This window comes from Actimicrobium sp. CCC2.4, from assembly GCF_034347385.1.
Lineage (GTDB): Bacteria > Pseudomonadota > Gammaproteobacteria > Burkholderiales > Burkholderiaceae_D > Actimicrobium.
The window spans coordinates 2,136,540-2,158,984 of record NZ_CP133777.1; the positions used below are offsets into that span (position 1 = coordinate 2,136,540).

Sequence of the window (22,445 nt, forward strand, 5' to 3'; positions counted from 1 at the left end):
TTTCACGACACAACGCGGACCGGTCAGTGATCGGCAGCGTAGATGTCGTTGTCCTTGGTTTCTTTGACAAACAGCATGCCGATGACAAAACAGACGGCGGCGATGACGATCGGATACCAGAGGCCGTAGTAAATGTCGCCCTTGTAGGCGACCAGCGCGAACGCCGTGGTTGGCAGCAAACCACCAAACCAGCCGTTACCGATGTGATACGGCAGCGACATCGACGTGTAGCGGATGCGGGTCGGGAACATCTCGACGAGCATCGCGGCGATCGGGCCGTAGACCATCGTCACGTAGATCACCAGGATGGTCAGCAGCAACAGCACCATCGGTTTGTTGATCTGATCCGGATCGGCCTTGGTCGGATAACCGGCGGCCTTGATGGCGTCGCCCATTTCTTTCTTGAAGGCCTTGTCCTTGGCGGCAGCATCTTCTTTCGACAAGCCGACAGCGTCGTAACTCTGGATTACTTTATCGCCGATTTTTACCGAGGCCAGCGATCCGGCCGGTCCTTCCACATTGCTGTAGTTGACCGAAGCATTGGCCAGTACGGTGCGCGAAATATCGCACGATGAAGTGAACTTCTTGGTGCCGGTCGGGTTGAACAGGAATTGGCATGTCGATTGGTCGGCAGTAACAACCACCGGTGACTTGGTCAACGCCGCTTCGAGCGCCGGATTGGCGAAGTGAGTGAGGCCGCTAAACAAAGGAAAGTAAGTCAGCGCCGCAATCAGCATGCCGCCCATGATGATCGGCTTGCGGCCGATCTTGTCCGACAGCGAACCGAAGAGCAGGAAGAATGGCGTGCCGATCAGCAGCGAGGCGGCGATCAGGATGTTGGCGGTAGAGCCATCGACCTTCAGCGTTTGCGTCAGGAAGAACAGCGCATAGAACTGGCCGGTGTACCAGACCACGGCCTGGCCGGCGGTCAGGCCGATCAGCGCGAGGATCACGATCTTCAGGTTTTTCCATTGGCCGAAGGCTTCCGACAGCGGTGCCTTCGACGTCTTGCCCTCGGCTTTCATGCGGGCAAACGCCGGCGATTCACTCATTGACAAACGAATCCAGACCGACACTGCCAGCAGGAACACTGACAGCAGGAACGGAATGCGCCAGCCCCATTCGCCGAAGGCGGTTTCGCCCATCGCGGTACGGGTACCGAGGATCACCAGCAGTGACAGGAACAGGCCCAGCGTGGCAGTCGTCTGGATCCACGCAGTGAAGGCACCGCGCTTGTGGTCCGGTGCATGCTCGGCGACATAAGTCGCAGCACCGCCGTATTCGCCGCCGAGCGCAAGGCCCTGGACGATACGCAGCGTGACCAGAATGATTGGTGCAGCAATCCCGATCGAAGCATAGTTCGGCAGAATACCCACCAGGAAGGTCGATGCACCCATCAGTACGATGGTGACGAGGAAGGTGTACTTGCGGCCGATCATGTCACCGAGGCGACCGAACACGAGTGCGCCGAACGGCCGCACGATGAAACCGGCAGCAAAGGCCAGCAGCGCAAAAATGAAGGCGGTATTTGGATCGGTGCCGGCAAAGAATTGCTTGGCAATGATGGCGGCGAGTGAGCCGTACAAATAGAAGTCGTACCATTCGAAAACGGTGCCGAGCGACGAGGCAAAAATCACCTTGCGCTCCTCTGGAGTAATTTTGTGTGATGCCTGTGATGCCGGTGATGCTGTAGCCATGGTTGTCTCCATATGGTCTGTTTAGTATCGTTGTGCGCTTGGCGGCTGCGCACTGGGTGTGACGACTGCGATGCTGTTCTGGAGTGTGCAATGCAAAACTTACGGGATTCTTGCAGCACCATCACCACTGGCTTTTGGCGTTGGCGGCAGTGGAATAATTTTGCGAACGACCGTACTTAATCATGCTATTCTCGTTTCCCGTTGCAGTACCAGTCCGAGCGACAGCCCGCCCCAATCCCATTCAGGAGACCCAAATGACCGACGCAGTCATCGTATCTACCGCACGTACCGCACTCGCCAAATCCTGGAAAGGTGCTTTTAATATGACCCACGGCGCGACGCTGGGCGGTCATGCGCTCCAGCACGCGATCGCGCGCGCCGGCATTGACGCCGGCGAGATCGAAGACGTGATCATCGGTTGTGCGACGCCTGAAGGCGCCACCGGCAGCAATATCGCGCGTCAGATTGCCTTGCGTGCCGGCTGCCCGGTCACCACCGGCGGCATGACGATTAACCGCTTTTGCTCGTCGGGCCTGCAAACCATCGCCACCGCGGCCCAGCGCATCATTGCCGGCGAAGGCGATATCTACGCCGCCGGCGGAGTCGAGTCGATCTCGTGTGTCCAGCAGGAAGCCAATACCCACATGCTGCGCGAAGTCTGGCTGCAGCAAAACAAGCCGGAGGTGTACTGGCCGATGTTGCAAACCGCCGAGACCGTGGCCAAGCGCTACAACATCAGCCGCGAGCGCCAGGATGCCTACGGTGCGCAGAGCCAGCAGCGTGCCCATGCCGCCATGTTGGCCGGCAAGTTCGATACCGAAATCGCGCCGATGACGACGATCATGGGCGTCGCCGACAAGGCCACCGGCATGCTGGTCAGCCGCGAGGTGACGATCTCGGCCGACGAAGGCATCCGTGCCGACACGACCTACGAAGCCGTCTCGAAGATCCGCAGCGCAGTTCCCGGCGGCGTCATCTCGGCCGGTAATGCCAGCCAGTTTTCGGATGGCGCGTCGGTTGCCGTGGTCATGAACAGCAAGGTTGCCGAAGCGCGTGGCCTGACCCCGCTGGGCATTTATCGCGGCTTCGCCATCGCCGGTTGCGAGCCTGATGAAATGGGCATCGGCCCGGTTTATGCGATTCCAAAGCTGCTGAAAAAAGCCGGCCTGAAAGTCGAAGATATCGGCCTGTGGGAACTCAATGAAGCGTTTGCCGTGCAGGTGCTGTATTGCGCCGACACGCTGGGCATCCCGCTGGACCGCCTCAATGTCAACGGCGGCGCGATTGCCGTCGGCCATCCGTACGGCGTGTCGGGCGCACGCCTGACCGGCCATGCGCTGATCGAAGGCAAGCGCCGTGGCGTCAAGTATGTCGTCGTGACGATGTGCATCGGCGGCGGGCAGGGCGCAGCTGGCCTGTTCGAAGTGATCTGATCGAAGTAATCTGACTGTAAAACCGGTTCGGTTGTGCGCGATTCGATCGCGTGCAATCGATCCCTTGCCGGAGCTCCCGATGCAATCCAAGATTTTGTCCCGTCGCGATCTCGACTTCCTGCTCTACGAGTGGCTGCATGTCGAGAAGCTGGCCGAGCGCGCGCGCTTTGCCGATCATTCCGCCGATACTTTCAATGCCGCCATCGATACCTGCGAGCGCATCGCGGTCGACCTGTTCGCACCGCACAACAAAAAAAGCGACCAGAACGAACCGCACTTTGATGGCAGCGCCGTCCACATGATCGGCGATGTCAAGGTCGCGCTCGATGCCTTCAGCGCCGCCGGTCTGATGGCCGCCGGCCAGGACTTCGACAACGGCGGCATGCAGCTGCCGTGCGTGGTCGAGAAAGCCGGCTTCGCGTATTTCAAAGGTGCCAATGTCGGCACTTCGTCATACCCGTTCCTGACCATCGGCAATGCCAACACGCTGATGAAATGCGGCACGCCCGAGCAGATCGACACCTTCGTCAAGCCGATGCTGAGCGGCCGGTTTTTCGGCACGATGTGCCTGTCCGAACCGCAGGCCGGTTCCAGCCTGTCGGACATCGTCACCCGCGCCGAGCCGCAAGCCGATGGTACGTACCGGCTGACCGGCAACAAGATGTGGATCTCGGCCGGTGAACACGAACTGGCCGAGAACATCGTCCATCTGGTGCTGGCCAAAGTGCCGGGTCCGGATGGCAAGCTGATCCCCGGCGTGAAAGGCATCTCGCTGTTCATCGTCCCTAAAAAACTGGTGAACGCCGATGGCACGTCGGGCGAGCGCAACGATGTCGTGCTGGCCGGCCTGAACCACAAGATGGGCTATCGCGGTACCACCAATTGCCTGCTCAATTTTGGCGAAGGCAAGTTCACGCCGCAGGGCAAGGCCGGTGCAATCGGCTATCTGGTCGGCACGGTGCACAAGGGCCTGGCCAACATGTTCCACATGATGAACGAAGCCCGCATCGGCGTCGGCCTCGGCGCGGTGATGTTGGGGTACACCGGTTATCTGCATGCGCTCGATTACGCCCGCAACCGTCCGCAAGGCCGTGCGCCGCAAGCCAAAGATCCGGCCATGCCGCAGTTGCCTATCATCGAACACACCGACGTGCGGCGCATGCTGCTGGCCCAGAAATCGTATGTCGAAGGCGGGCTGGCGCTGGCGCTGTATTGCTCGAAACTGGTCGATGACGAGCGCACGGCCACCCCCGAAGAACGCAAGCGCGCCACGCTGCTGCTCGACATCCTCACGCCGATTGCCAAGTCGTGGCCGTCGCAGTGGTGCCTCGAAGCGAACAACCTGGCCATCCAGGTCCATGGCGGCTACGGTTACACGCGCGAGTACAACGTCGAACAGTTTTATCGCGACAACCGGCTCAACCCGATCCACGAGGGCACGCACGGCATTCAGGGACTCGACCTGCTCGGGCGCAAGGTGGCGATGCAGGATGGTGCGGCGCTGCATGCGCTGTGCGCTGAAATTCACCAGACCGTCGAACGCGCGATGGCCGTGCCATCGCTGGCCGTACATGCCAGCGCGCTGGATGCGGCATGGCAGCGCATCGTCGCCGTCACGCGCACGCTGCACGAAGCCGGTGACCTGAACCGGACACTGGCCAATGCCTCGCTGTATCTCGAAGCATTCGGTCATGCGGTGGTGGCGTGGATCTGGCTTGAACAGGCTTTGCTGGCCGTCGGCAAGGACAGTTCTCACGATGCTGATTTCTACAAGGGTAAACTGCAGGCCTGCCTGTACTTTTACCAATGGGAGCTGCCGAAGATTGATGCGCAACTCGATCTGCTGGCCAGCCTCGATACGACCACGCTCGACATGCAGGACGCTTGGTTCTAGTTAGGAAAAAAATGATCAAGCACATCGTCATGTGGACCCTCAAGGACGAGGCCGAAGGGGCCGACAAAGCCACCAACCTGCTCAAAATGCAGGCACTGCTGGAGAGCTGCAAGGACATCGTTCCCGGCATCCTGAAGTTCGAGGTCTCGCTGGCCCAGCCTGGTCTGGAATGCACCTGCGACATCGTGCTGTATTCCGAATTTGATACCGCTCACGCACTCGATGACTACCAGCACCACCCGCTGCATGTCGCCACCAAGCCCTTCATCGGCGCGGTGCGCGCCACGCGGCATTGCATGGACATGCTGGTGGAAGCGCCGGTGACGTCGTCCCTGTAATCGCAGATTTTTTAAACCACAACCATAACAATTCGGAGACCGCATGCGCACACCCCAGCAACTGTTCAACCTCGACGGCAAGACCGCACTGGTCACCGGCGGTTCCCGCGGCCTCGGCCTGCAAATTGCCGAAGCACTCGGCCAGCAGGGCGCACGCATCGTGCTGTCGGCCCGCAAGCAAACCGAACTTGATGAGGCCGTCGCGCATCTCAAAAGCCTGGGTATCGATGCCTCCGCTGTTGCCGCCGATCTATCGCAGGAAGCGGCTGTTGATGCGCTCGTCACCGAAACACTGAGCCGCCTCGGTCACATCGACATCCTCGTCAACAACGCCGGCGCGACCTGGGGCGCACCGGCCGAAGACCATCCGGTCGAGGCCTGGGACAAGGTCATGAACTTGAACATCCGCAGCATCTTCCTGATTTCGCAAGCCGTCGGCAAACGCTCGATGATCCCGCGCCAATACGGCCGCATCATCAACGTCGCGTCGATCGCCGGCTTGTCCGGTAATCCGCCGGGCATGCAGACCATCGCGTACAACACGTCCAAAGGTGCAGTGGTCAACTTCACCCGCACGCTGGCCGGTGAATGGGGTCAGTACGGCATCACCGTCAATGCACTGGCACCGGGATTTTTCCCGTCGAAGATGACCAAGGGTTTGCTGGCCACGTTGGGCAAGGACGAACTGGCCAGCCACGCGCCGCTGAACCGGCTTGGCGACGACGAAGATTTGAAAGGTGCGGCCGTGCTGTTTGCGTCCGACGCCAGCAAGCACATCACCGGCCAGATTCTGGCGGTCGATGGCGGCGTGTCGGCAGTCTGATGGACTGGACGGTCGCCAAGCCGTTTCCAAACACGATCCCGTTTCTGACTGAAATGGGCGTCGAGTTCCTCGGTGCGATCGATGGCGAGGCGCGCGTTGCGCTGACCCTCGGCACGCGTCACATGAACAGCTGGCAGGTCGGTCATGGCGGCGTCACGATGACCTTGCTCGATGTGGTCATGGCGCTGGCCGGACGTTCGCTCGATCCGGAAGCCAGCGGCGCTGTCACGGTCGACATGCACACCAGTTTTTTGCAACCGGCCGGTCATCCGGGCAGCCGCATCATTGCCATCGGCCGGGCCAGCCATCGCGCCACCACGCTGGTATTTTGCGAGGGCGAAGTGCGCAATGGCGACCTGCTGGTCGCGCGCGCGATGGGCACCTTCAAATTCCTCAAGCGGCGCGCCGCCGGCCGCAAGCTTGATCACACATCCATTCCCTGAACAAGGAGTCCAGCATGACTACTACCCGTCAGATCGTCCTCGCTTCCCGTCCATCCGGCCACGTCAGCGCCGATAATTTCCGGCTTGAAGAAGTCGCCGTGCCGGTCATCGTTGATGGCCAGGTACTGATCCGCAATCACTATCTGTCGCTCGATCCGTACATGCGCGGTCGCATGGAAGACAGCAAGAGCTACGCCGAACCGCAAGCCATCGGCACCGTCATGATAGGCGGCACCGTCGGCGAAATCGTCGAGAGCAGGAACCCGAAATTCGCGGTCGGCGATAAGGTCGTCGGCGGCTCCGGCTGGGCCGAGATGACGGTCTCCGATGGCCAGATGTTGCGCAAGGTTGATACCACCCACATCCCGCTGTCGGCGTATCTGGGTTCGGTCGGCATGCCCGGCATGACCGCCTGGTTCGGCCTGACACAAATCATGCAACCGAAGGCGGGTGAGACCATCGTGGTCTCGGCGGCCAGCGGTGCGGTCGGCAGCGTGGTCGGCCAGCTCGCCAAATTGCGTGGATGCCGCGCCGTCGGCATTGCCGGTGGCCCGGAAAAATGCGCGTATGTGGTCAAGGAACTCGGCTTCGATGCCTGCGTCGATTACAAGTCGCCGAGCTTTGTCGCGGACCTGGCTGCAGCGACGCCGGATGGCATCGATGCGATTTTCGAGAACGTCGGCGGCGTGGTCTTCGATACCGCACTGGCGCGCATGAATGCGTTTGGCCGGATCGCGGTCTGCGGTCTGATCGCCGGCTACAACGGCGAACCGATGGTGCTCAATAACGTGCGCATGATCCTGACGATGCGCCTGACGATACGCGGCTTCATCGTCTCCGAGCACATCGACCTGTGGCCTGAAGGCTTGAAAGAACTCGGCACGCTGGTCGCCACCGGCAAGCTGAAATTCCGTGAATCGGTGGCCCAGGGATTGGACGCCGCACCGGAAGCTTTCATGGGTCTGCTCAAGGGCAAGAACTTCGGCAAGCAGCTGGTCAAGCTGATCTGATCTTTTCCCTTAGCCTTTGGAGAACGCCATGTCCGACCTGATCCTGCACCACTATCCGACGTCCCCGTTTGCAGAAAAAATCCGCCTGATCCTGGGCCATAAACAGCTGGCCTGGAAATCGGTATTGATCCCGGTGATCATGCCCAAGCCCGATGTGGTGGCGCTGACCGGCGGCTATCGCCGCACGCCGCTGCTGCAGATCGGCGCTGACGTGTATTGCGACACCGCGCTGATCGCTGATGTGCTGGAGCGGCGCGCACCGACGCCGTCGCTGTTCCCGCACGAGCGCACCGGGCTGATCCGCACGGTGGCGCAATGGGCTGACAGCACGCTGTTCTGGACCGCGATCGCGTATGCGTTCCAGCCGGCCGGCATGCAGGCCATGTTCGGTAAGCTGCCGCCGGAGCACCTGCAAGCCTTCGGTGCCGACCGTGCCGCGATGCGCGGCAATGCGCCACGCATGCCGGTTGCGGAAGCCACGGCCAACCTGACCGAGTACATCGACCGGCTGGAGAACATGCTGGCCGATGGCAAGCCGTATCTGTTCGGTGCGCTGCCAGGGCTGGCCGATTTTTCGGTCTATCACCCGGTCTGGTATGTCAGCCGTGTGCAGGGTCTGTCGACCATCCTGGAGCGGGCGCCGAAGCTGCTGGCCTGGCTGGCACGGATGACGGCCATCGGTCATGGCACTGCTGAAAAAATCAGCAGCGCGGATGCGATCAATATCTGCCGCGACAGCACGCCGCTGGCGCTGGAGACGGCTGTCATTGACCTGCACGACATCGCCCTTGGCGAGCGCGTGACGATCACGCCGACCGACTATGCGCTCGATCCGGTCGAGGGCGAACTGGTGCTGGCCAGCGCCACCGAACTGGCGGTGCGCCGGCACGACGAGCGGGCCGGCACGGTCACCGTGCACTTCCCGCGCAATGGTTATCAACTGTAAAAAGTCGCATAAAAAAACCACCGGAGACAGCATGAAAAATTTTACTAACCGGATCGCCGTCATCACCGGCGGTGCCAGCGGCTTCGGCCGTGAATTCGCACTGATCGGTGCCCGCCTGGGCATGAAGCTGATGCTGGCCGATGTGCAGCAGGATGCCCTCGATAGTGTCAAGGCCGAACTCGAAGCACTCGGTGCCGAGGTGCTGGCCGTGCGTTGCGACGTGCGTCATGCCGACCAGATTCAGGCGTTGGCCGATGCGACGATGGCGCGCTTTGGCGCGGTCCATCTGCTGTTCAATAATGCCGGTGTCGGCTCGGGCGGACTGGTCTGGGAAAACACCCAGGCCGACTGGGAATGGGTGCTGGGCGTGAACCTGTGGGGTGTCATCCATGGCGTGCGCATCTTCACGCCACTGATGCTCGAATGCGCCAAGGCGGACCCCGAGTACGAAGGCCACATCGTCAATACCGCCTCGATGGCCGGCTTGCTCAATGCGCCGACGATGGGTGTGTATAACGTCTCCAAGCATGCGGTGGTATCGCTGACCGAGTCGTTGTATCAGGACTTGCGACTGGTCGACGCACCGATCAGCGCGTCGGTGCTGTGCCCGTATTTTGTGCCGACCGGGATTTCGCAATCGCATCGCAACCGGCCAGACGATGTCGCCAATGCGGCGCGCCCGACCATCAGCCAGCTGGCGGCACAAGCCATGTCGGACAAGGCGGTCAGTTCCGGTAAAGTCAGCGCGGCAGCAGTGGCCGAGATGACTTTTGCGGCAATCGGCAGCGACCAGTTCTATGTGTATTCGCATCCGCAAGCGCTCGGCCATGTGCAAAAACGCATGGAAGAAATCATCACGCAAACTAATCCGGGCGACCCGTATGCCGGTGCCGAACATGTGCGTGAGATGCTGCAGGCAAAGCTGAAAGCCGGCGCGTAATCATGACGGCCGCGATCCGCGACCAGCAATTCGCCACGCTGGCCAATGGCACGCGCCTGCATTACGCCAGCGCCGGCCAGCCGGGTCAGCCGCTGATCCTGTTCGTGCATGGCTTCCCGGAATTCTGGGGCGAATGGACAGCGCAGTTGCAGGAGTTCGACAGCACGCATTTTGCGGTCGCGCCGGATTTGCGCGGCTTTAACTTGTCGGACATGCCACCCGATCTATCGTCGTACAAGGCACGTCATATCGTCGACGACCTGCGTCTGCTGATCGGCCATCTCGGTTACGAGCAATGCATCCTGGTCGCGCATGACTGGGGCGGGGCGATTGCCTGGAACCTGGCGATCGCGCTGCCGCAGTTGCTGCATCAACTGGTGATCATCAATTCGCCGCATCCGTATCTGTTCATGCAGGCGCTGGCCAATGACGCACATCAGAAGGCTTCTAGCGATTACATGAATTGGCTGCGCGCCGAAGGCTCTGAAGCGGCGCTGGAGAAAAACGACTTCGCTTTGCTTGACGGTTTTTTTAATGGCATGGGCCAGCCACCGGCGTTGTGGTTCGACGAGGCAACGCGTGAGCGTTATCACGCGTGCTGGCGGCGCGGCTTGCGCGGCGGCGTCAATTATTACCGTGCCTCGCCGCTGCATCCGCCGACCGATGATCATCCGGGTCCGCTGAAACTGGCGCTCGATCCGGCTGCCTTCCGCATCACGGTGCCGACGCGCGTGATCTGGGGCGAGACCGATTTTGCGTTGCCGAAAACACTGCTGGATGGTCTGGACCAGTTTGTCGATGACTTGCAGATCGAACGGGTCGCTGATGCATCGCACTGGATCGTTCATGAGCAGCCGGTGCTGGTCAATCGCTTGCTGCGGCAGTTTGTGGCGGAGATATCGATGCGATGAAGCAGGGTACTGTGGGGCAGTGAAGGCCGATCTTGGTACTATTGCCCACCTCAATAGAATCCCGGCCGGCTGCAGAGCATGTTAAAAAAAATCCCCGTTGGCGAACTCCGGCCAGGCATGTATATCCACGAACTGTGCGTGTCGTGGCTGGACTCGCCGTTCTGGAAAAAATCATTCCTGCTGGAAGACGACGTGATGCTGGCGAAAGTGCACAAGAGCAGCATCGAGGAAGTCTGGATTGATACCGACAACGGCGATGACGTAGCGCTACCATTGCCAGTCGCCGCCGAAGCAATCGTTGCTCCACCCGTTCTGCCGATCAATGTCATGCCCGTTGCCTACCGCGACATCGAACGCGTGTCGATGGCCGATGAAGTCGACCGGGCGACCAGTATCGTCAACAAATCGCGCGAAGCCGTGGTGTCGATGTTCAGCGAAGCACGCATGGGCAAGGCCATCGACGCCAGCAATGCGATGCCGCTGGTTGAAGAAATCGCCGCATCGATCATGCGTAATCCCGGTGCACTGATCGGCCTGGCGCGACTCAAGACCGCCGATGATTACACCTACATGCATTCGGTCGCCGTCTGCGCGCTGATGATTGCGCTGGCCAGCCAGCTCAAGCTCGACGACGAGACCATCCGCGAACTCGGCCTGGCCGGCCTGCTGCACGACATCGGCAAGATGGCGGTGCCGATGACGATTTTGAACAAACCCGGCAAGCTCACCGATGATGAATTCGTCTCGGTCAAGCAGCATCCTGCGGCGGGTCACGCGATGCTGCTGGCGGCCACCGGCATCGGTGCCATCGCCCTCGATGTCTGCCTGCATCACCACGAAAAAATGAACGGCAGCGGTTATCCGCATCGACTGGCAGGTGAGCAGATCAGCCTGTATGCGCGCATGGGAGCGGTCTGCGATGTCTACGATGCGATCACTTCCAACCGGCCTTACAAGCAGGGCTGGTGCCCGTCGGAATCGCTGAGCAAGATGGCCGAATGGAGCGACGGGCATTTTGATCCGGTGGTGTTCCAGGCCTTCGTGCGCAGCATTGGTATTTACCCGGTCGGGACGCTGGTGCGGATGGAGTCGGGACGACTCGGCGTGGTGGTCGAACAGCAGGATGGCAAGTTGCTGTTACCGAAGGTGCGGGTGTTTTATTCGGCGACGACGATGGCCCACATTGCACCGGTGCTGCTGGACTTGGCCAGCGCTGACAGCAGCGACAAGATCGTCGCCCGTGAAGAAGCCGGCAAATGGGGCCTGACCGACATCAATCGCTACTGGCTGGGCGACGACGCGGCCAAAGCCTGAGTCGTCACAGCATCGGCATGCGCAGCAATGCCACGATCGGATCGCAGGTGGCGCTCTGGTAGGTCGACGCATCGGTCATGTCCCACTCGTCGTTCTTGCGATTCAACATTCCGGAAATAATCATGTCGCGCGCGAACTTGCGCCGGTCTGCCGCCGCCGAGGTCGACGAGCGTGACGCCGTCGCCAGCGCACGCACATCCATCACGCCGCTGGTTTTTCTCATTGTCTGCAGTGGTTCGGTCTGGCCGAGCGCAGCGATGAGGTTGTTGACTGCGTGCTCCAGCATGTCATGCGCTTCTTTCTGGATCGCGCGCAGGGCGGGGATTTTGGTGGGATCGGCGACCAGTTTGGCGAAGGCTTCGGGGTCGAAGGGGGCTTCGGCGGATGCTGGCTGGTCAGGGGCGTCGTCAGTGTCCATCGCGTGGTCCTTGGGGAATCAATTGGTTACGGGGGATGCTGTTGTGTTTTCGTTTGCGGGTGCGGCGATGATGGTGGTTGTAATTGGTCAGACCCTGGGTGGGTAGCCCTGTGGTGGTGGCCCGAATTCGGTCTCGGACTGTGCCGCTGGGTGTGCCTCGGGGCGTACCGGAAAACCGTTACCCGGATAATGGGGCTCAGGCTCACTGCCAACAGTGCTTCCGTGTTCAGCGTGATTCGATGGGTGGTTATTTCCCGCGTGTTGATCGTCTTCTTGATGCTCGACCTGGTTGCTGTGCTGGCTGCCTTTGCCACTCAACGCCTTGTGCATTCCCCAAGCTGCGGCTCCCGCTCCAAGTGCTCCTATTAGCAAAGGAGTATTCAATACCGCTCCAAGACAACCGATCGCGATGCCCATTACTGCAAGCGGATTCGTTGCGACGAAGAACCCCGCTGCGGCGGCTCCGCTGTAGAGGACTCCTTTTCCTATTGTTTTAAGCGGTACTTTTGCGAAAGCATTTCTTACTGCTAGTAGTCCTTTCTTCAATTTGCTTTGTGATGTTGGCGGGAGCCCGTCGACTGCGCTGGAAACTTGCTGCCCGGTGGAGGCTGGGGGGCTCATTGCTGCCATCTTTTCTTCCAGCTTGGTCAATCTTTCCTTCAACGCTGCATTTTCGTTGGATAGGGCGATATGCGATTCCGGCGTCATTGCAGCAGTCGCCTTAGCCGTAGGCTCCGCTGCGATCTGCGCTTCGGGTTCCGACTTCATCCCTGCAACTTTTGAAGCTACTGCGGAATCGAGTTTGAGATCTTCGCGAGTTAGTCGCACATCTTTTGGAGCCTCAAGCTCTTTAGGCTGTGGGCCTTTAAGTACCGCAAGATCACCTGCGAATCGGTTGTGACTTGTTGTGCTGTTAATTGGCATCGGATGCTCTCAAAAAATGTCGTCGGATTCGACAGTGGTTCTCCTTTTTTGAGTAGCCATCTGCACTTGCAAAGTTCCACTCACTTCATTTAGCAGCGTAGGGTGCAATGCCCTACGGTTATTCACCCTACGACTGCCGGCCTCCATCTCATCCCACCGCCACCCGACTGCTCCCGCCCGCGACCCGCTCCACCAGCACCCTGGTCGCAATCCGTTCCGTCATCTCCTGCACATGCGAAATCACGCCGACCTTGCGCCCCATCGCCTGCAAGCCATCAAGCGCATCCATTGCGACGCGTAGCGTGTCGGCGTCGAGGCTGCCGAAGCCTTCGTCGATGAACAGCGATTCGACCCGGACCCGGTTCGATGACAGCGACGCCAATCCGAGCGCCAGTGCCAGCGAGACGAGGAAGGATTCGCCACCCGACAGCGAGTGCACCGAGCGCATGTCGTTGCCCATGTCCTGGTCGATCACCATCAACGCCAGCGTGTCGCGGATGCGCTGCAGCCGGTAGCGTTTTGCGAGCGCGTGCAGGTGCCGATTTGCATAGCCGAGCAAGACATCGAGCGTGGTTTGCTGCGCATAGTTGCGCAGCTTCTTGCCATCGGCCGAACCGATCAGATCGCTTAACTGCGCCCATACGCGACAGGTGGCTTCCTGTCCGGCCAGCGCACCGAGCAGGTCGGCGGCTGTAAGCCGGCGTGCCTGATCCTGGCGCAGTGCGAGTTGCAGTTCGATGGCGCAGGCGTGGGACTGCTGGCGCTCGCCGGTGAGCGTTTGCAGCGCCAGTTGCACGCTGTCCGGCGATTCGCCGTCTTCGGCGGGCGGACGCTGCTGTGCGTGGGCCAGACCTTGTCCGGTCCGTTCGCGCAGCACGGCGGCGGTTTGCTGCACGGCGCTGTCGAGCGCATGCAGTGCGCTGCGCAGCCCGGCAATTTGCGCTGTCGATTGCGCCAGCAGGGTACGCAATTGAATTGCGTCCAATACGATCTTGTCATCGAGATTGGCAAGCCACGCATCAAGGCAGGTCGCGGCAGACTGCGCTTCGTGCTCGTGGGCGGCGAGTTGCCGGCTGGCTTGCACGAGCGCTTCGGTGTGGCGGGCCAGTGCATGCCGGACGCTGTTGCTGGCGTCGGAAGCTTGCAGTAGGGCTGACTTCGCCGCGGTGATCGCACCGGCGAGTCGTGATTCGATGTCGCGCACCGGCTGGCCATCGAACAGCAAGCGGCGCTCAGCCTGCAGCGCACTGATCGTTGCCGCACCGGTGTCGAAGACATTGCTGCAGCGTTGCTGCCCGGCGCAGGCGGTGCTCGCGGCAGTAGTCAGCGCTGCCAGTCCGGTTGTCAGTTCGGTGCACTGCGCGGCGAGCTGATCGCTGGCCGTGCGCCGGTCTTGCCACAATCGAACGGCGTCGCGGCAGCGGGCATGGAAGTCGTCCGGAGCGGCTTGCCATGCTGTGCGCCAGTCGGCTTGCGTGGCCGCGAGGACAGGTTCGAGCGGCGCTAACGCTTGATCCAGTCGATGCCGTGCGAGCGACAGTTGCGTGCCCGCGGTGTGCTGTCCGCCAACGGTGGCGGCCAGCCGGGTGCCGGCGGCTTGCGCAGCGTCGTTGCAGAGTGCATGGGCGGTGAGCGCTTGTTCGAGCGATGTTTGTGCGGCGTCGCGGGCTTGTAGTGCGCGCTGGCCGGCCGTGTCCTGCATGTTAAGTGCAGCCAGTTCGCTATCCAGACCGGCGCGTTCGGTGCTGAGCCAGGTCGCCGGCTCCGCGCCGTTCAGCGCCAGCGCCACCGGATGGACCGACCAGTCGCGTTGCAGCTGGTCGTGCAGTTGTTGCAGTTGCTGCTGTTGCGGCGCGATGCCGGCCAGCTGCTGGCGATGTCCGCCGGCTTGCGCGGCGAGCGTTGCCTGCGCGTGCCGGGCTTGCTGGTGCTGCTCGCGGCAGACCGCGACATCGTCCTGCAGTTTTTCCAGCAGGGCGTGCAGTGGTCCGTTCGCCTGCACATAGGGATGGTCGGCCGCGCCGCAGACCGGGCAGGGCGCGTCGTCGACCAGCGCGTCGCGCAGACTTTCGACGCTGGCCGTGCAGGCTGCTTCGGCGTGCTTGAGTGATTGTTCGGCTTGCGCCATCGCCGCTGCCAGCGGCGCGCTGCGTGCCTCGGCCTGCGCGGCAGCAGCCTCGGCATCGATGGCGGCTTGCAGGCTGGCGCGGCACTGGGCATCGAGCTGCTGCAGGCGCGTCTGCTGTTCGGTCAGCGTGCGCCAGAGTTGGTCGCCGTCATGCCAGCGTTCGCGGCGCAGTTCGAGCTGATCCTTGCGTGCTTTCAGCGCGACCAGGTCGATGGCCGCGAGCTGCTGAACGGCTTGCTGGCGCAGGTGTCCGGCGTCAGCAAGCACTTGCGCGGCCTGCGCGAGGGCCGCAGCGGTGCTCGCCTGCACGGTGGTTTGCTGCGCGTGATCGGCGGCCAGCGTGGCCAGCAACTGTGCATTGAGCTTTACCTCGGCGTCGCTGCGCGTGGCTTGGCCGAGCAGCAAATCGCCGCGCGACCAGTCTTGCGCCAGCGCCTGCCAGGCGGCGTTTTGCTCCAGCCACAGTGCATGCGCCTGCTGCGCTTGCCGCGCGAGGGCTAGCTCGCCTTGCCGGGTCAGCGCTTGCCGTCCAGCCTGTTCGGCCACGCGGGTCGCTTCGGCCTGGGCTTGTCGGGCCAGTTCGTGCGGAGGCAGCAGCGTGTCGATGCGGGTATCTAGCACCTTGGCCTGGTCGAGCGCCGGCGCGGCGGCCTGCTGTGCCTGCTCGGCCGAGGCGAGGCCGGCTTGCGCCAGCGCCAGCGACGCGTCGGCACCGAGTCGCGCGAGCTCGGCCTGCTCCATCGCCGCGCGGCTGGCCGCGATCGCCAGCCGGTCCTGTTCGAGCGTGCGCGTCAGGCGGTCGATGTCATCGACCAGCGCCCGCGCCGGCTGTATCGTCTCGAGCAAGTGCAGTTCGGCGCGACGCGATGCCACCGCTTGCTGCGCCTCGTGATCCTGCTGCCATTGCGCTTGCGCCTGCTGTTCGGCCAGACGCAAGCGGTCGTGGTCCTGATACCAGCGCAGGCGCGTGGTCACGCCGGCGAGCTGCAGGTCCAGCGCGGCCAGCGCGACATCGGCAGCGGCGCTGTCGCCATCGAGCTGGCTGCGCGCTTCTTCGGACAGCGGGCGCTGGTCGGTCAGCCGGTCGGCCAGACGCTGCATGGCGGCTTGCTCGTCACGGTGGCGACCGAAGGCGCGCTGCGACAGCGTGCTGTAGATCGCGCTGCCGGTCAGCGTTTCGAGCAGCTCGCCGCGTTCGTTGTCGTCGGCTTTCAGGAAGGCCGAGAATTCGTTTTGTGCCAGCAGCACGGCGCGCGTGAACTGCTCGAACGACAGGCCGATACGCACTGCGATTTCGGCCAGCACTTCCTTGTTGGTGCCGCCTAGCGGCTGCAGATCGGGCAGATGCAGCAGGGTCATCGTGGTTTTCTGCAGGCTGCCACTGGCCTTGCCGCGCGAGCGCCGCACGCTCCAGCGCGCGCGGTAGTGCTGGCCATCATTGCCAATGAAATCGACTTCGGCATGGCCTTCGGCACAGCCGCGCCGCAACAGATTGCGCGCATCCTGCTGCGTGACGGTGGCGTCGCCGACATCCGGCACGTTGCGGTTGCCGGCCTTGAACAGGCGTGGCGTGTCTTCGTACAGCGCCATGCACAAGGCATCGAGCAAGGTACTTTTGCCGGCGCCGGTCGGTCCCGAGATCGCAAACAGGCCGGCCGATTTCAGTGGCTCCTGCTCAAAATCAACTGCGAAGTCGCCAGCCAGCGAGGCCAGGTTGCGTCCGCGTATCGCGAGAATCTTCATGCGGCGTCTCCGGCGTTGTCGAGCAGCAGTTCGGCAAACGCGGCTTGCAGTTCGACGGGCGTGTCGGCGTCATATTTGTTGCGGTACAGACGATTGAAAATATCCTCGGGTTGCAGCCGGTCGAGCTCATCGACCGACAAGGCCGGCGCGCCCGCCGTGGCCGACGCCGACAGGCTGGTGTCGATTCTGGCCAGGCGCACCGGCTTGCCTTCAAGCGCGGCCTCGATGCACGCGCGCAAGCCCGGCTCGGGCGCATCAAGACGCACGCGCACTTCCAGATACGGCATGCGTTGCAAGTCGTCGGTGGCGGGCAGCTCGAGTGCAGCCAGCGCGACGAGGACGTCGGCCAGGGGTGCCGGTTGCTTCGGAATGCGCAGCAGCTCGACGGCACGCGGAATCAGTAAGGGCGTGATCGCGGCGACCGCTGCGCCATCGAGGTCTACCCGCAATACTTGATGCGGATAGCCGATCTCGGCAAAGGACATCGGCAGCGGACTGCCGCAATAGCGCAAGTGCTCCTGCTTGCCGACCCGCTGTGCCAGATGCAAATGCCCCAGTGCGGCATAGGCGATGGCCGGGTCGAAGATGCCGGCCGACAGCGCTTCGGCACCGCCGATGACGAGGCGGCGCTCGGAGTCTTCCGAGACTTCGCCGCCGACCATGTGACAGTGACCGAGCGCGATGATGGCCTGGCCGGGCTGGCGCAAAGTCAGTGCATGGTCGAGGACTTGCCGGTACAGCAGCGCGATGCCTGCCATGTAGGGGTCACCTTCGCCATCGCCGTCGATGCGCGGCACGTCGCCGGGACGCAGGAACGGAATCGCCAGGCACCATGCGGCGATGTCGCCGGCGCGGTTTTTCAGCGGCACGACGAGCTGCGCGATATCGATGCTGCCATCGGCATGGCGCGGTACGAAACCGGTGACGCTGGCGTCCAGACTGGCCAGCAGCGGGGCCGGCGCTTCGAGACGTCCCGGCGAATCATGGTTGCCGGCGATGAGGATGATGTTGAGGTGCGGGAGCCGGTGTTTGGCTTGCTGCAGGAAGCGGTATAGCTGCTTTTGCGAAGCGGCCGATGGGTTGGCGTTGTCGAAGATATCGCCGCAAATCAGCAAGCCGTCGGCTTGCTCGGTCTCCAGCGTGTCGATCAGCCAGTCGAGGAAATGCTGATGTTCGGTGCCGCGTTCGAACTGATGCAGGGTCTGGCCCAGATGCCAGTCCGAGGTGTGGATGAAGCGCAAGGTAAGTCCTTCTCGTCGCAAGCTCAACAGCGGCTGCGTCGGGGTGACTCAGCCGCGGCAGAGTATACCGGTCCTTGCTGCTTGTGGACTACCGGAAGGAAGGTGGGGGGATCAGACTAAAGGGAGTGGTTTCGCTTGCGTGCTTGCCGCCGGTTGGACGGCAGCGTCTGTTTGTGCCGGTACTGTGACGGGCGGCGTGATGCCCGCAGCGAGCGGTGGTGCGAGCGGCGTTGCCGTTTGCGGTCGCGGTGCCGCCGGAGGTTCTGCTGCCGCTGGCTGTTCTGCCTCGGCCTCGGGCTCTGCCTGTGCCTCCGCTTCTGCCTCCGCCTCCGCCTTCGCTTCTGCCTTCGCTTCTGCCTCCGCTTCTTTCTTCTTCAACGCCTCTGCGTCGCGCCGGTCCGCCATATCGGCCTGGAATTCCCTGACCGGTTTTGCCATTTCTACGGTGAAGGCAAGGCCGAGTAGCAGCACGAGCACGGGTAAAGGTGGTGCCGCGAACAATAACGCCAGTCCGCCGACTGCAGCCATGCCGAACAAGCCCGCCATCGCCAAGGTACCTGCCCTTCCTCCAAAACTAGTGCGGATGTTCTCGGCTCCTTTTGTCAGTTGTCCGGGGGGCGGCATCCTATCGACTGGCGGGTGTTGAGTGTTCGACTGTCGGGGCGATGTTGGATGCGCGGGAGCGTTTACTGGGGCGGATTCGTGGTTCTCCGGATGTGCCGCAGTGCTCGTGGCTCCTGGTTGTGCATTGAGGCGCTCATTTAATTCCTTCTGAAGTTCTTCCACCCGTGCGCATTGGGCATGGTGTTCATTCCCCTGAGTGGACGTGTTGCCGCCGTTCCGGCCGGGAGCGTTTGGTCCCGGTAGTAGGGCAGCGATAGCCTGATTGAGTTGTTGAATCAGTTGGGATGCCGTAACAAGCATGTCCGGAGAGGCTCTACGATTTTCCTCTGCCAAGGCATTGGTGTTTGGGCGCTGGAGTGGCGGCCGTTCCTGAGACTCGGTCTTTCGCTGTGTCGGAATCTCGACGGCTGCCGGTTCAATAAGCGTGGGCGTCGCCTCCCCAACTGGGATTGGTCCATTGGAGCATCCAGCTCTGACACCGCTTACTGCGCCATTGTTAGCCATTTTTCACGCCCTCCATCAGTCGATAACATCGTCCTGCTGTTTCCGGTGCCGGGTAGGTGGCACGTAATGGCCGTGTCATTGCGGCTTCAGTGCACCGGCTTCCATGCCCCGGTGAGCTGTCAGCGAGGGCACGGATGCTGAGGCATTGCGCAGTCGGTCGGGCTGCGGACAAGGCGGGAATCATAGAGGGCTGCTGTTGTCGCGAGCGAGATGGGGTGGTAAGCCAAGCGCTGACGGTCTTTGTGGAAGCACTGGTGCCGGCACCTCATTCGGGTAACTTGATTCCCATTCTGACGATTGACTTTGGTTCGGTTCTGAATTGATTAAGCACATCGATAAAAACGCCGCTGCGACACACATTCCCAGGGTTCCGACTACGAGTAGCCCAGGGGGGGTAATCATGGCTGCGGCGATACATACGCCAATAACGAACCCTGCCAGGGCCAAGCAGACTGGTGGAACATGTTTTGTTAATGACCTGAAACAACCACATACCGCGCCGGCGATTTTTTTCCATGCACCGGGAGATGAATCAGGTTTCTTTCGCACAGCGGGCGATAGCTGTTCTTTCAACCGGCTATTTTCATCTTGAAGGATATTGACCTGCTGCTCTAATTTGGCGAAAGGCTCTTTCATTTGTTCAAATATTTCCCGAGCCACATGCTGGTATTGCTCGTCCGATAAACGAACCTGTGCTGGAGGTTTGTAGCTGCCGTCAATCGGTGCGCGCTGCGTGCGGCGGAGTTCGCCGGAATTGCCCGGGCGGGGAGACTCCGGGGTACTGACATTGAATGGAGTTTGAGCAGCAGCACCGAAAGGGGACGGATTTTCGTTGGTTATCTTGGGCATGGCGAAGTGGCCGCATCGGCGGCAAAGGGCTGACGGAAGTGTCCACGTTGAGTAACCGCACCCTCCGACCAAGTTCCTTCCCGGACAAAAAAATCCGGCCGTGTCGCACGAGGCGAAACGGCCGGATTTTTTTGTCCGGGCGACGCTGGTATCAGCGCATCAGCAAATCACCCGCTCCCTGAGCGAGGCCCGGTCGGTCGTATCCAGCCGGGCAATGGTTGAGGCGCGCGTGCCGTAGTCCGGGGTGTCGATGCAGACCGCCGAGAGCGCGCGCTCGAGTTCAAGCGACAAGCCGGTTTTTGGCAAGCGGCAGTCGGTCGCACGGCGGGTGTCGGTCAGCATTTCGAAGAAGGCTTCGTCGGTGGCGTCCTGGCACAGCAGGCTGGCGAATTCGGCCTTAGTGCGGACCACTTTCGGCCAGGGCGTATCGAGACGGGCATTCGACAGGCCGTAGATGCCCGGCACGATCGCTTGGCCGTTGCGCACATCATCGGCTGCGCGGTTCGAATACCAGATCAGTTCGTGGCGGTCGCCGACCAGCAGATTAAAGCCGTTGTAGTCGTCGTCGTCCCGCGCCAGTTGCGCGACATAGGCTTTCGCTGTCATGGTTCCCGTCAGGAAGTCGGCAGCCAGTTCGCCGCGCGATCGGGCGTCGGCGCGTTGCTCGCCCGGTGCCCGCACATTGGTCAGCGCCGCAAAGCGCCCGGTCTGTGTCACGCCCATCCAGGTACCGCCGCCTTGCAGATCACGGCCGGCATACACCAGCGGACTGTCGCTCCACCAACCGGCAGCGGCAGCGGGGCGGGCATGAAATTCATCGCGGTTGCCGGTCGCAATCAGTGGCATGCCGGGGACAACATGCCAGGCAAAGGTAATCAGGCACATGGAGCGACCTCCACGAATTGTTCGACATGACGACGGCCCTGAGCCAGCGCGCTCACGCCTTCTTCGGCGGCGGCGCGTTCGATCACATCCTCGAAACCGGCCGGCACAGCCGGATAGATTTCCATCCAGGTTTGCAGGCCGTCCTTTTCTTCCGGTCGACGTCGCAAGCCGGCGCGAATGTCGTAGCCGGCATTGAGGCGCTGTTGCAAGGCGTCGACCCGTTGCCGGGCTAGTGCGGCATCCGCGGTGCGGATCGTGTAGTAGACGTAAATATCCATGACAGTGCGTGTCTCCATTGGTTAAACGGTGTCAGGCAGTGCGTAAGGCAAGGCAGTGAAGTGCAAAGCGGGGCCTTGCGCGCCGAGGTGGATCGTGCCGGCGTCGAGGGCGGCAGTCTTGATTTCAACCAGGCAGTGATGCAGGCCGGACGCGTCGCGGGCGGCATTGACGATCATGCCGCATGGTTGCTCCGGTTCGTTCGCGGCGAAGACTTCCATGCCGGCGGCGACCTCGGGCGCGCTGACCGAAGCCGGCAGCGTGCGGCGCTTGAGCTTGCCGAGGTACTGGCTGCGCGCCACGATTTCTTGGCCGGGGTAGCAACCCTTCCTGAAATTGACGCCGCCAATGGCTTCCAGATTGACCATCTGGGGCACGAATTTTTCTTGTGTTGCCAGCGTGATGTGCGGGATCGCGGCGAGGATCTCGGTCAGTCGCCAGTGTTCTGTGCCGGCTTGCTGCAGGGTCGTGCCAAGCATTGGCCAGGCGGCGATGGCGATTTCAGGGGTGGTAATCCATTGGTAGCGGGCCATCGTGCCGGCATCGGTCAGCCGGATCAAAGTGCCGGCGGCGTTTTCGACTTTGGCATACGGCGCGTCCGGCAACAGCGGGAACCAGCCTGCCAACGCCGCGCCGGCGGCGTCACCACCGAGACCGATGATGGCGCTTGAATCGGTCAGGTCGCTGCTTTTTGCCTTGGCGCGCATGACAAACATTTGCAGGCGTTTCTGGATGGCCGGCTGGATGTCGCGGGCGACTTCGAGCACGATGCTGCCGGCTGTTCGCCACATCAGGAAGGATGCCAGCAGACGACCCTTTGGCGTGCAATAGCCGGCCAGTTGAGCCTGCTCGATGCCGAGATGCTCGACATCATTGGTGAGTTGGTTGTGCAAAAAATTGGCGGCATCATCGCCTTCGAAGGCGATCAGGCCGAGGTCGGTGAGCGCAGAAAAGAAACTCCCGGACGTCGTTACCGGCGTGGCGGGAAGCGAATTTTCTTGCGCGGTGAAGTGGTGCCAGTTGGTCATGAGTGCCCTGATAAAGTCCGTCTGTTGGGGAATTATGCGTTTATCATTCCGGCTTGATTATAGATGCGGGCTACCG

Annotated in this window: 20 protein-coding genes; 10 read left to right on the plus strand and 10 right to left on the minus strand. The window is 61.7% G+C overall.

Features of this window, described 5'->3' with window-relative positions:
• Positions 1–23 precede the first annotated feature (23 nt).
• Positions 24–1,697, minus strand: coding sequence for an MFS transporter (locus tag RHM62_RS10005; RefSeq protein ID WP_322121969.1), 1,674 nt, complete (start codon positions 1,695–1,697; stop codon positions 24–26).
• 254 nt (positions 1,698–1,951) lie between these two features.
• On the opposite strand from RHM62_RS10005, the gene RHM62_RS10010 reads away from it, so the two are divergent.
• The 10 genes from RHM62_RS10010 (at position 1,952) to RHM62_RS10055 (ending at position 11,749) form a co-directional block, all read left to right on the plus strand.
• Complete coding sequence (locus RHM62_RS10010; RefSeq protein WP_322121970.1) at positions 1,952–3,130, plus strand: acetyl-CoA C-acyltransferase; 1,179 nt, start codon at positions 1,952–1,954, stop codon at positions 3,128–3,130.
• Positions 3,131–3,209: 79 nt separating this feature from the next.
• On the plus strand, positions 3,210–5,024 hold the full coding sequence (locus tag RHM62_RS10015) for an acyl-CoA dehydrogenase (RefSeq protein ID WP_322121971.1): 1,815 nt from the start codon (positions 3,210–3,212) through the stop codon (positions 5,022–5,024).
• 11 nt (positions 5,025–5,035) lie between these two features.
• Positions 5,036–5,362, plus strand: a complete 327-nt coding sequence (locus RHM62_RS10020) for a Dabb family protein (protein ID WP_009667491.1) — start codon at positions 5,036–5,038, stop codon at positions 5,360–5,362.
• Positions 5,363–5,405: 43 nt separating this feature from the next.
• Positions 5,406–6,185: an SDR family oxidoreductase gene (locus RHM62_RS10025; protein WP_322121972.1), complete on the plus strand. Its 780-nt coding sequence runs from the start codon at positions 5,406–5,408 to the stop codon at positions 6,183–6,185.
• Positions 6,185–6,628, plus strand: a complete 444-nt coding sequence (locus RHM62_RS10030; protein WP_322121973.1) for a PaaI family thioesterase — start codon at positions 6,185–6,187, stop codon at positions 6,626–6,628. Before RHM62_RS10025 ends, RHM62_RS10030 begins: the two co-directional genes overlap by 1 nt.
• Positions 6,629–6,642: 14 nt before the next feature.
• Positions 6,643–7,638, plus strand: a complete 996-nt coding sequence (locus tag RHM62_RS10035) for an NADP-dependent oxidoreductase (protein ID WP_322121974.1) — start codon at positions 6,643–6,645, stop codon at positions 7,636–7,638.
• 28 nt (positions 7,639–7,666) lie between these two features.
• Positions 7,667–8,584 carry a glutathione S-transferase family protein gene (locus tag RHM62_RS10040; RefSeq protein WP_322121975.1) on the plus strand — a complete coding sequence of 306 codons (918 nt, stop codon included), beginning with the start codon at positions 7,667–7,669 and terminating at the stop codon, positions 8,582–8,584.
• Positions 8,585–8,615: 31 nt separating this feature from the next.
• The gene (locus RHM62_RS10045; protein ID WP_322121976.1) at positions 8,616–9,524 is read left to right on the plus strand and encodes an SDR family oxidoreductase; all 909 of its coding nucleotides are present in this window, start codon (positions 8,616–8,618) and stop codon (positions 9,522–9,524) included.
• A gap of 2 nt (positions 9,525–9,526) precedes the next feature.
• Complete coding sequence (locus RHM62_RS10050) at positions 9,527–10,435, plus strand: alpha/beta hydrolase (protein WP_322121977.1); 909 nt, start codon at positions 9,527–9,529, stop codon at positions 10,433–10,435.
• 78 nt (positions 10,436–10,513) lie between these two features.
• On the plus strand, positions 10,514–11,749 hold the full coding sequence (locus RHM62_RS10055; RefSeq protein WP_322121978.1) for an HD-GYP domain-containing protein: 1,236 nt from the start codon (positions 10,514–10,516) through the stop codon (positions 11,747–11,749).
• A gap of 4 nt (positions 11,750–11,753) precedes the next feature.
• Here the strand turns inward: RHM62_RS10055 and RHM62_RS10060 are convergent, their stop codons facing one another.
• The 9 genes from RHM62_RS10060 to RHM62_RS10100 form a co-directional block, all read right to left on the minus strand.
• On the minus strand, positions 11,754–12,167 hold the full coding sequence (locus RHM62_RS10060) for a hypothetical protein (protein ID WP_322121979.1): 414 nt from the start codon (positions 12,165–12,167) through the stop codon (positions 11,754–11,756).
• Between the two features lie 87 nt (positions 12,168–12,254).
• Positions 12,255–13,091: a hypothetical protein gene (locus tag RHM62_RS10065; protein ID WP_322121980.1), complete on the minus strand. Its 837-nt coding sequence runs from the start codon at positions 13,089–13,091 to the stop codon at positions 12,255–12,257.
• Positions 13,092–13,239: 148 nt separating this feature from the next.
• Positions 13,240–16,962, minus strand: coding sequence for an AAA family ATPase (locus RHM62_RS10070; RefSeq protein ID WP_322121981.1), 3,723 nt, complete (start codon positions 16,960–16,962; stop codon positions 13,240–13,242).
• Entirely contained in the window at positions 16,959–18,203 is a 1,245-nt protein-coding gene (locus tag RHM62_RS10075) for an exonuclease SbcCD subunit D C-terminal domain-containing protein (RefSeq protein ID WP_322121982.1), read from the minus strand. Before RHM62_RS10075 ends, RHM62_RS10070 begins: the two co-directional genes overlap by 4 nt.
• A 111-nt stretch (positions 18,204–18,314) precedes the next feature.
• Complete coding sequence (locus tag RHM62_RS10080) at positions 18,315–18,755, minus strand: hypothetical protein (protein WP_322121983.1); 441 nt, start codon at positions 18,753–18,755, stop codon at positions 18,315–18,317.
• A gap of 756 nt (positions 18,756–19,511) precedes the next feature.
• Positions 19,512–20,180, minus strand: a complete 669-nt coding sequence (locus RHM62_RS10085; RefSeq protein WP_322121984.1) for a hypothetical protein — start codon at positions 20,178–20,180, stop codon at positions 19,512–19,514.
• Positions 20,181–20,339: 159 nt separating this feature from the next.
• Positions 20,340–21,065: an NRDE family protein gene (locus RHM62_RS10090; RefSeq protein WP_322121985.1), complete on the minus strand. Its 726-nt coding sequence runs from the start codon at positions 21,063–21,065 to the stop codon at positions 20,340–20,342.
• On the minus strand, positions 21,056–21,343 hold the full coding sequence (locus RHM62_RS10095; protein WP_322121986.1) for a DUF4936 family protein: 288 nt from the start codon (positions 21,341–21,343) through the stop codon (positions 21,056–21,058). The genes RHM62_RS10090 and RHM62_RS10095 overlap by 10 nt, the downstream gene beginning before the upstream one ends.
• A gap of 21 nt (positions 21,344–21,364) precedes the next feature.
• Positions 21,365–22,369, minus strand: coding sequence for a folate-binding protein (locus tag RHM62_RS10100; protein WP_322121987.1), 1,005 nt, complete (start codon positions 22,367–22,369; stop codon positions 21,365–21,367).
• Positions 22,370–22,445: the final 76 nt, after the last annotated feature.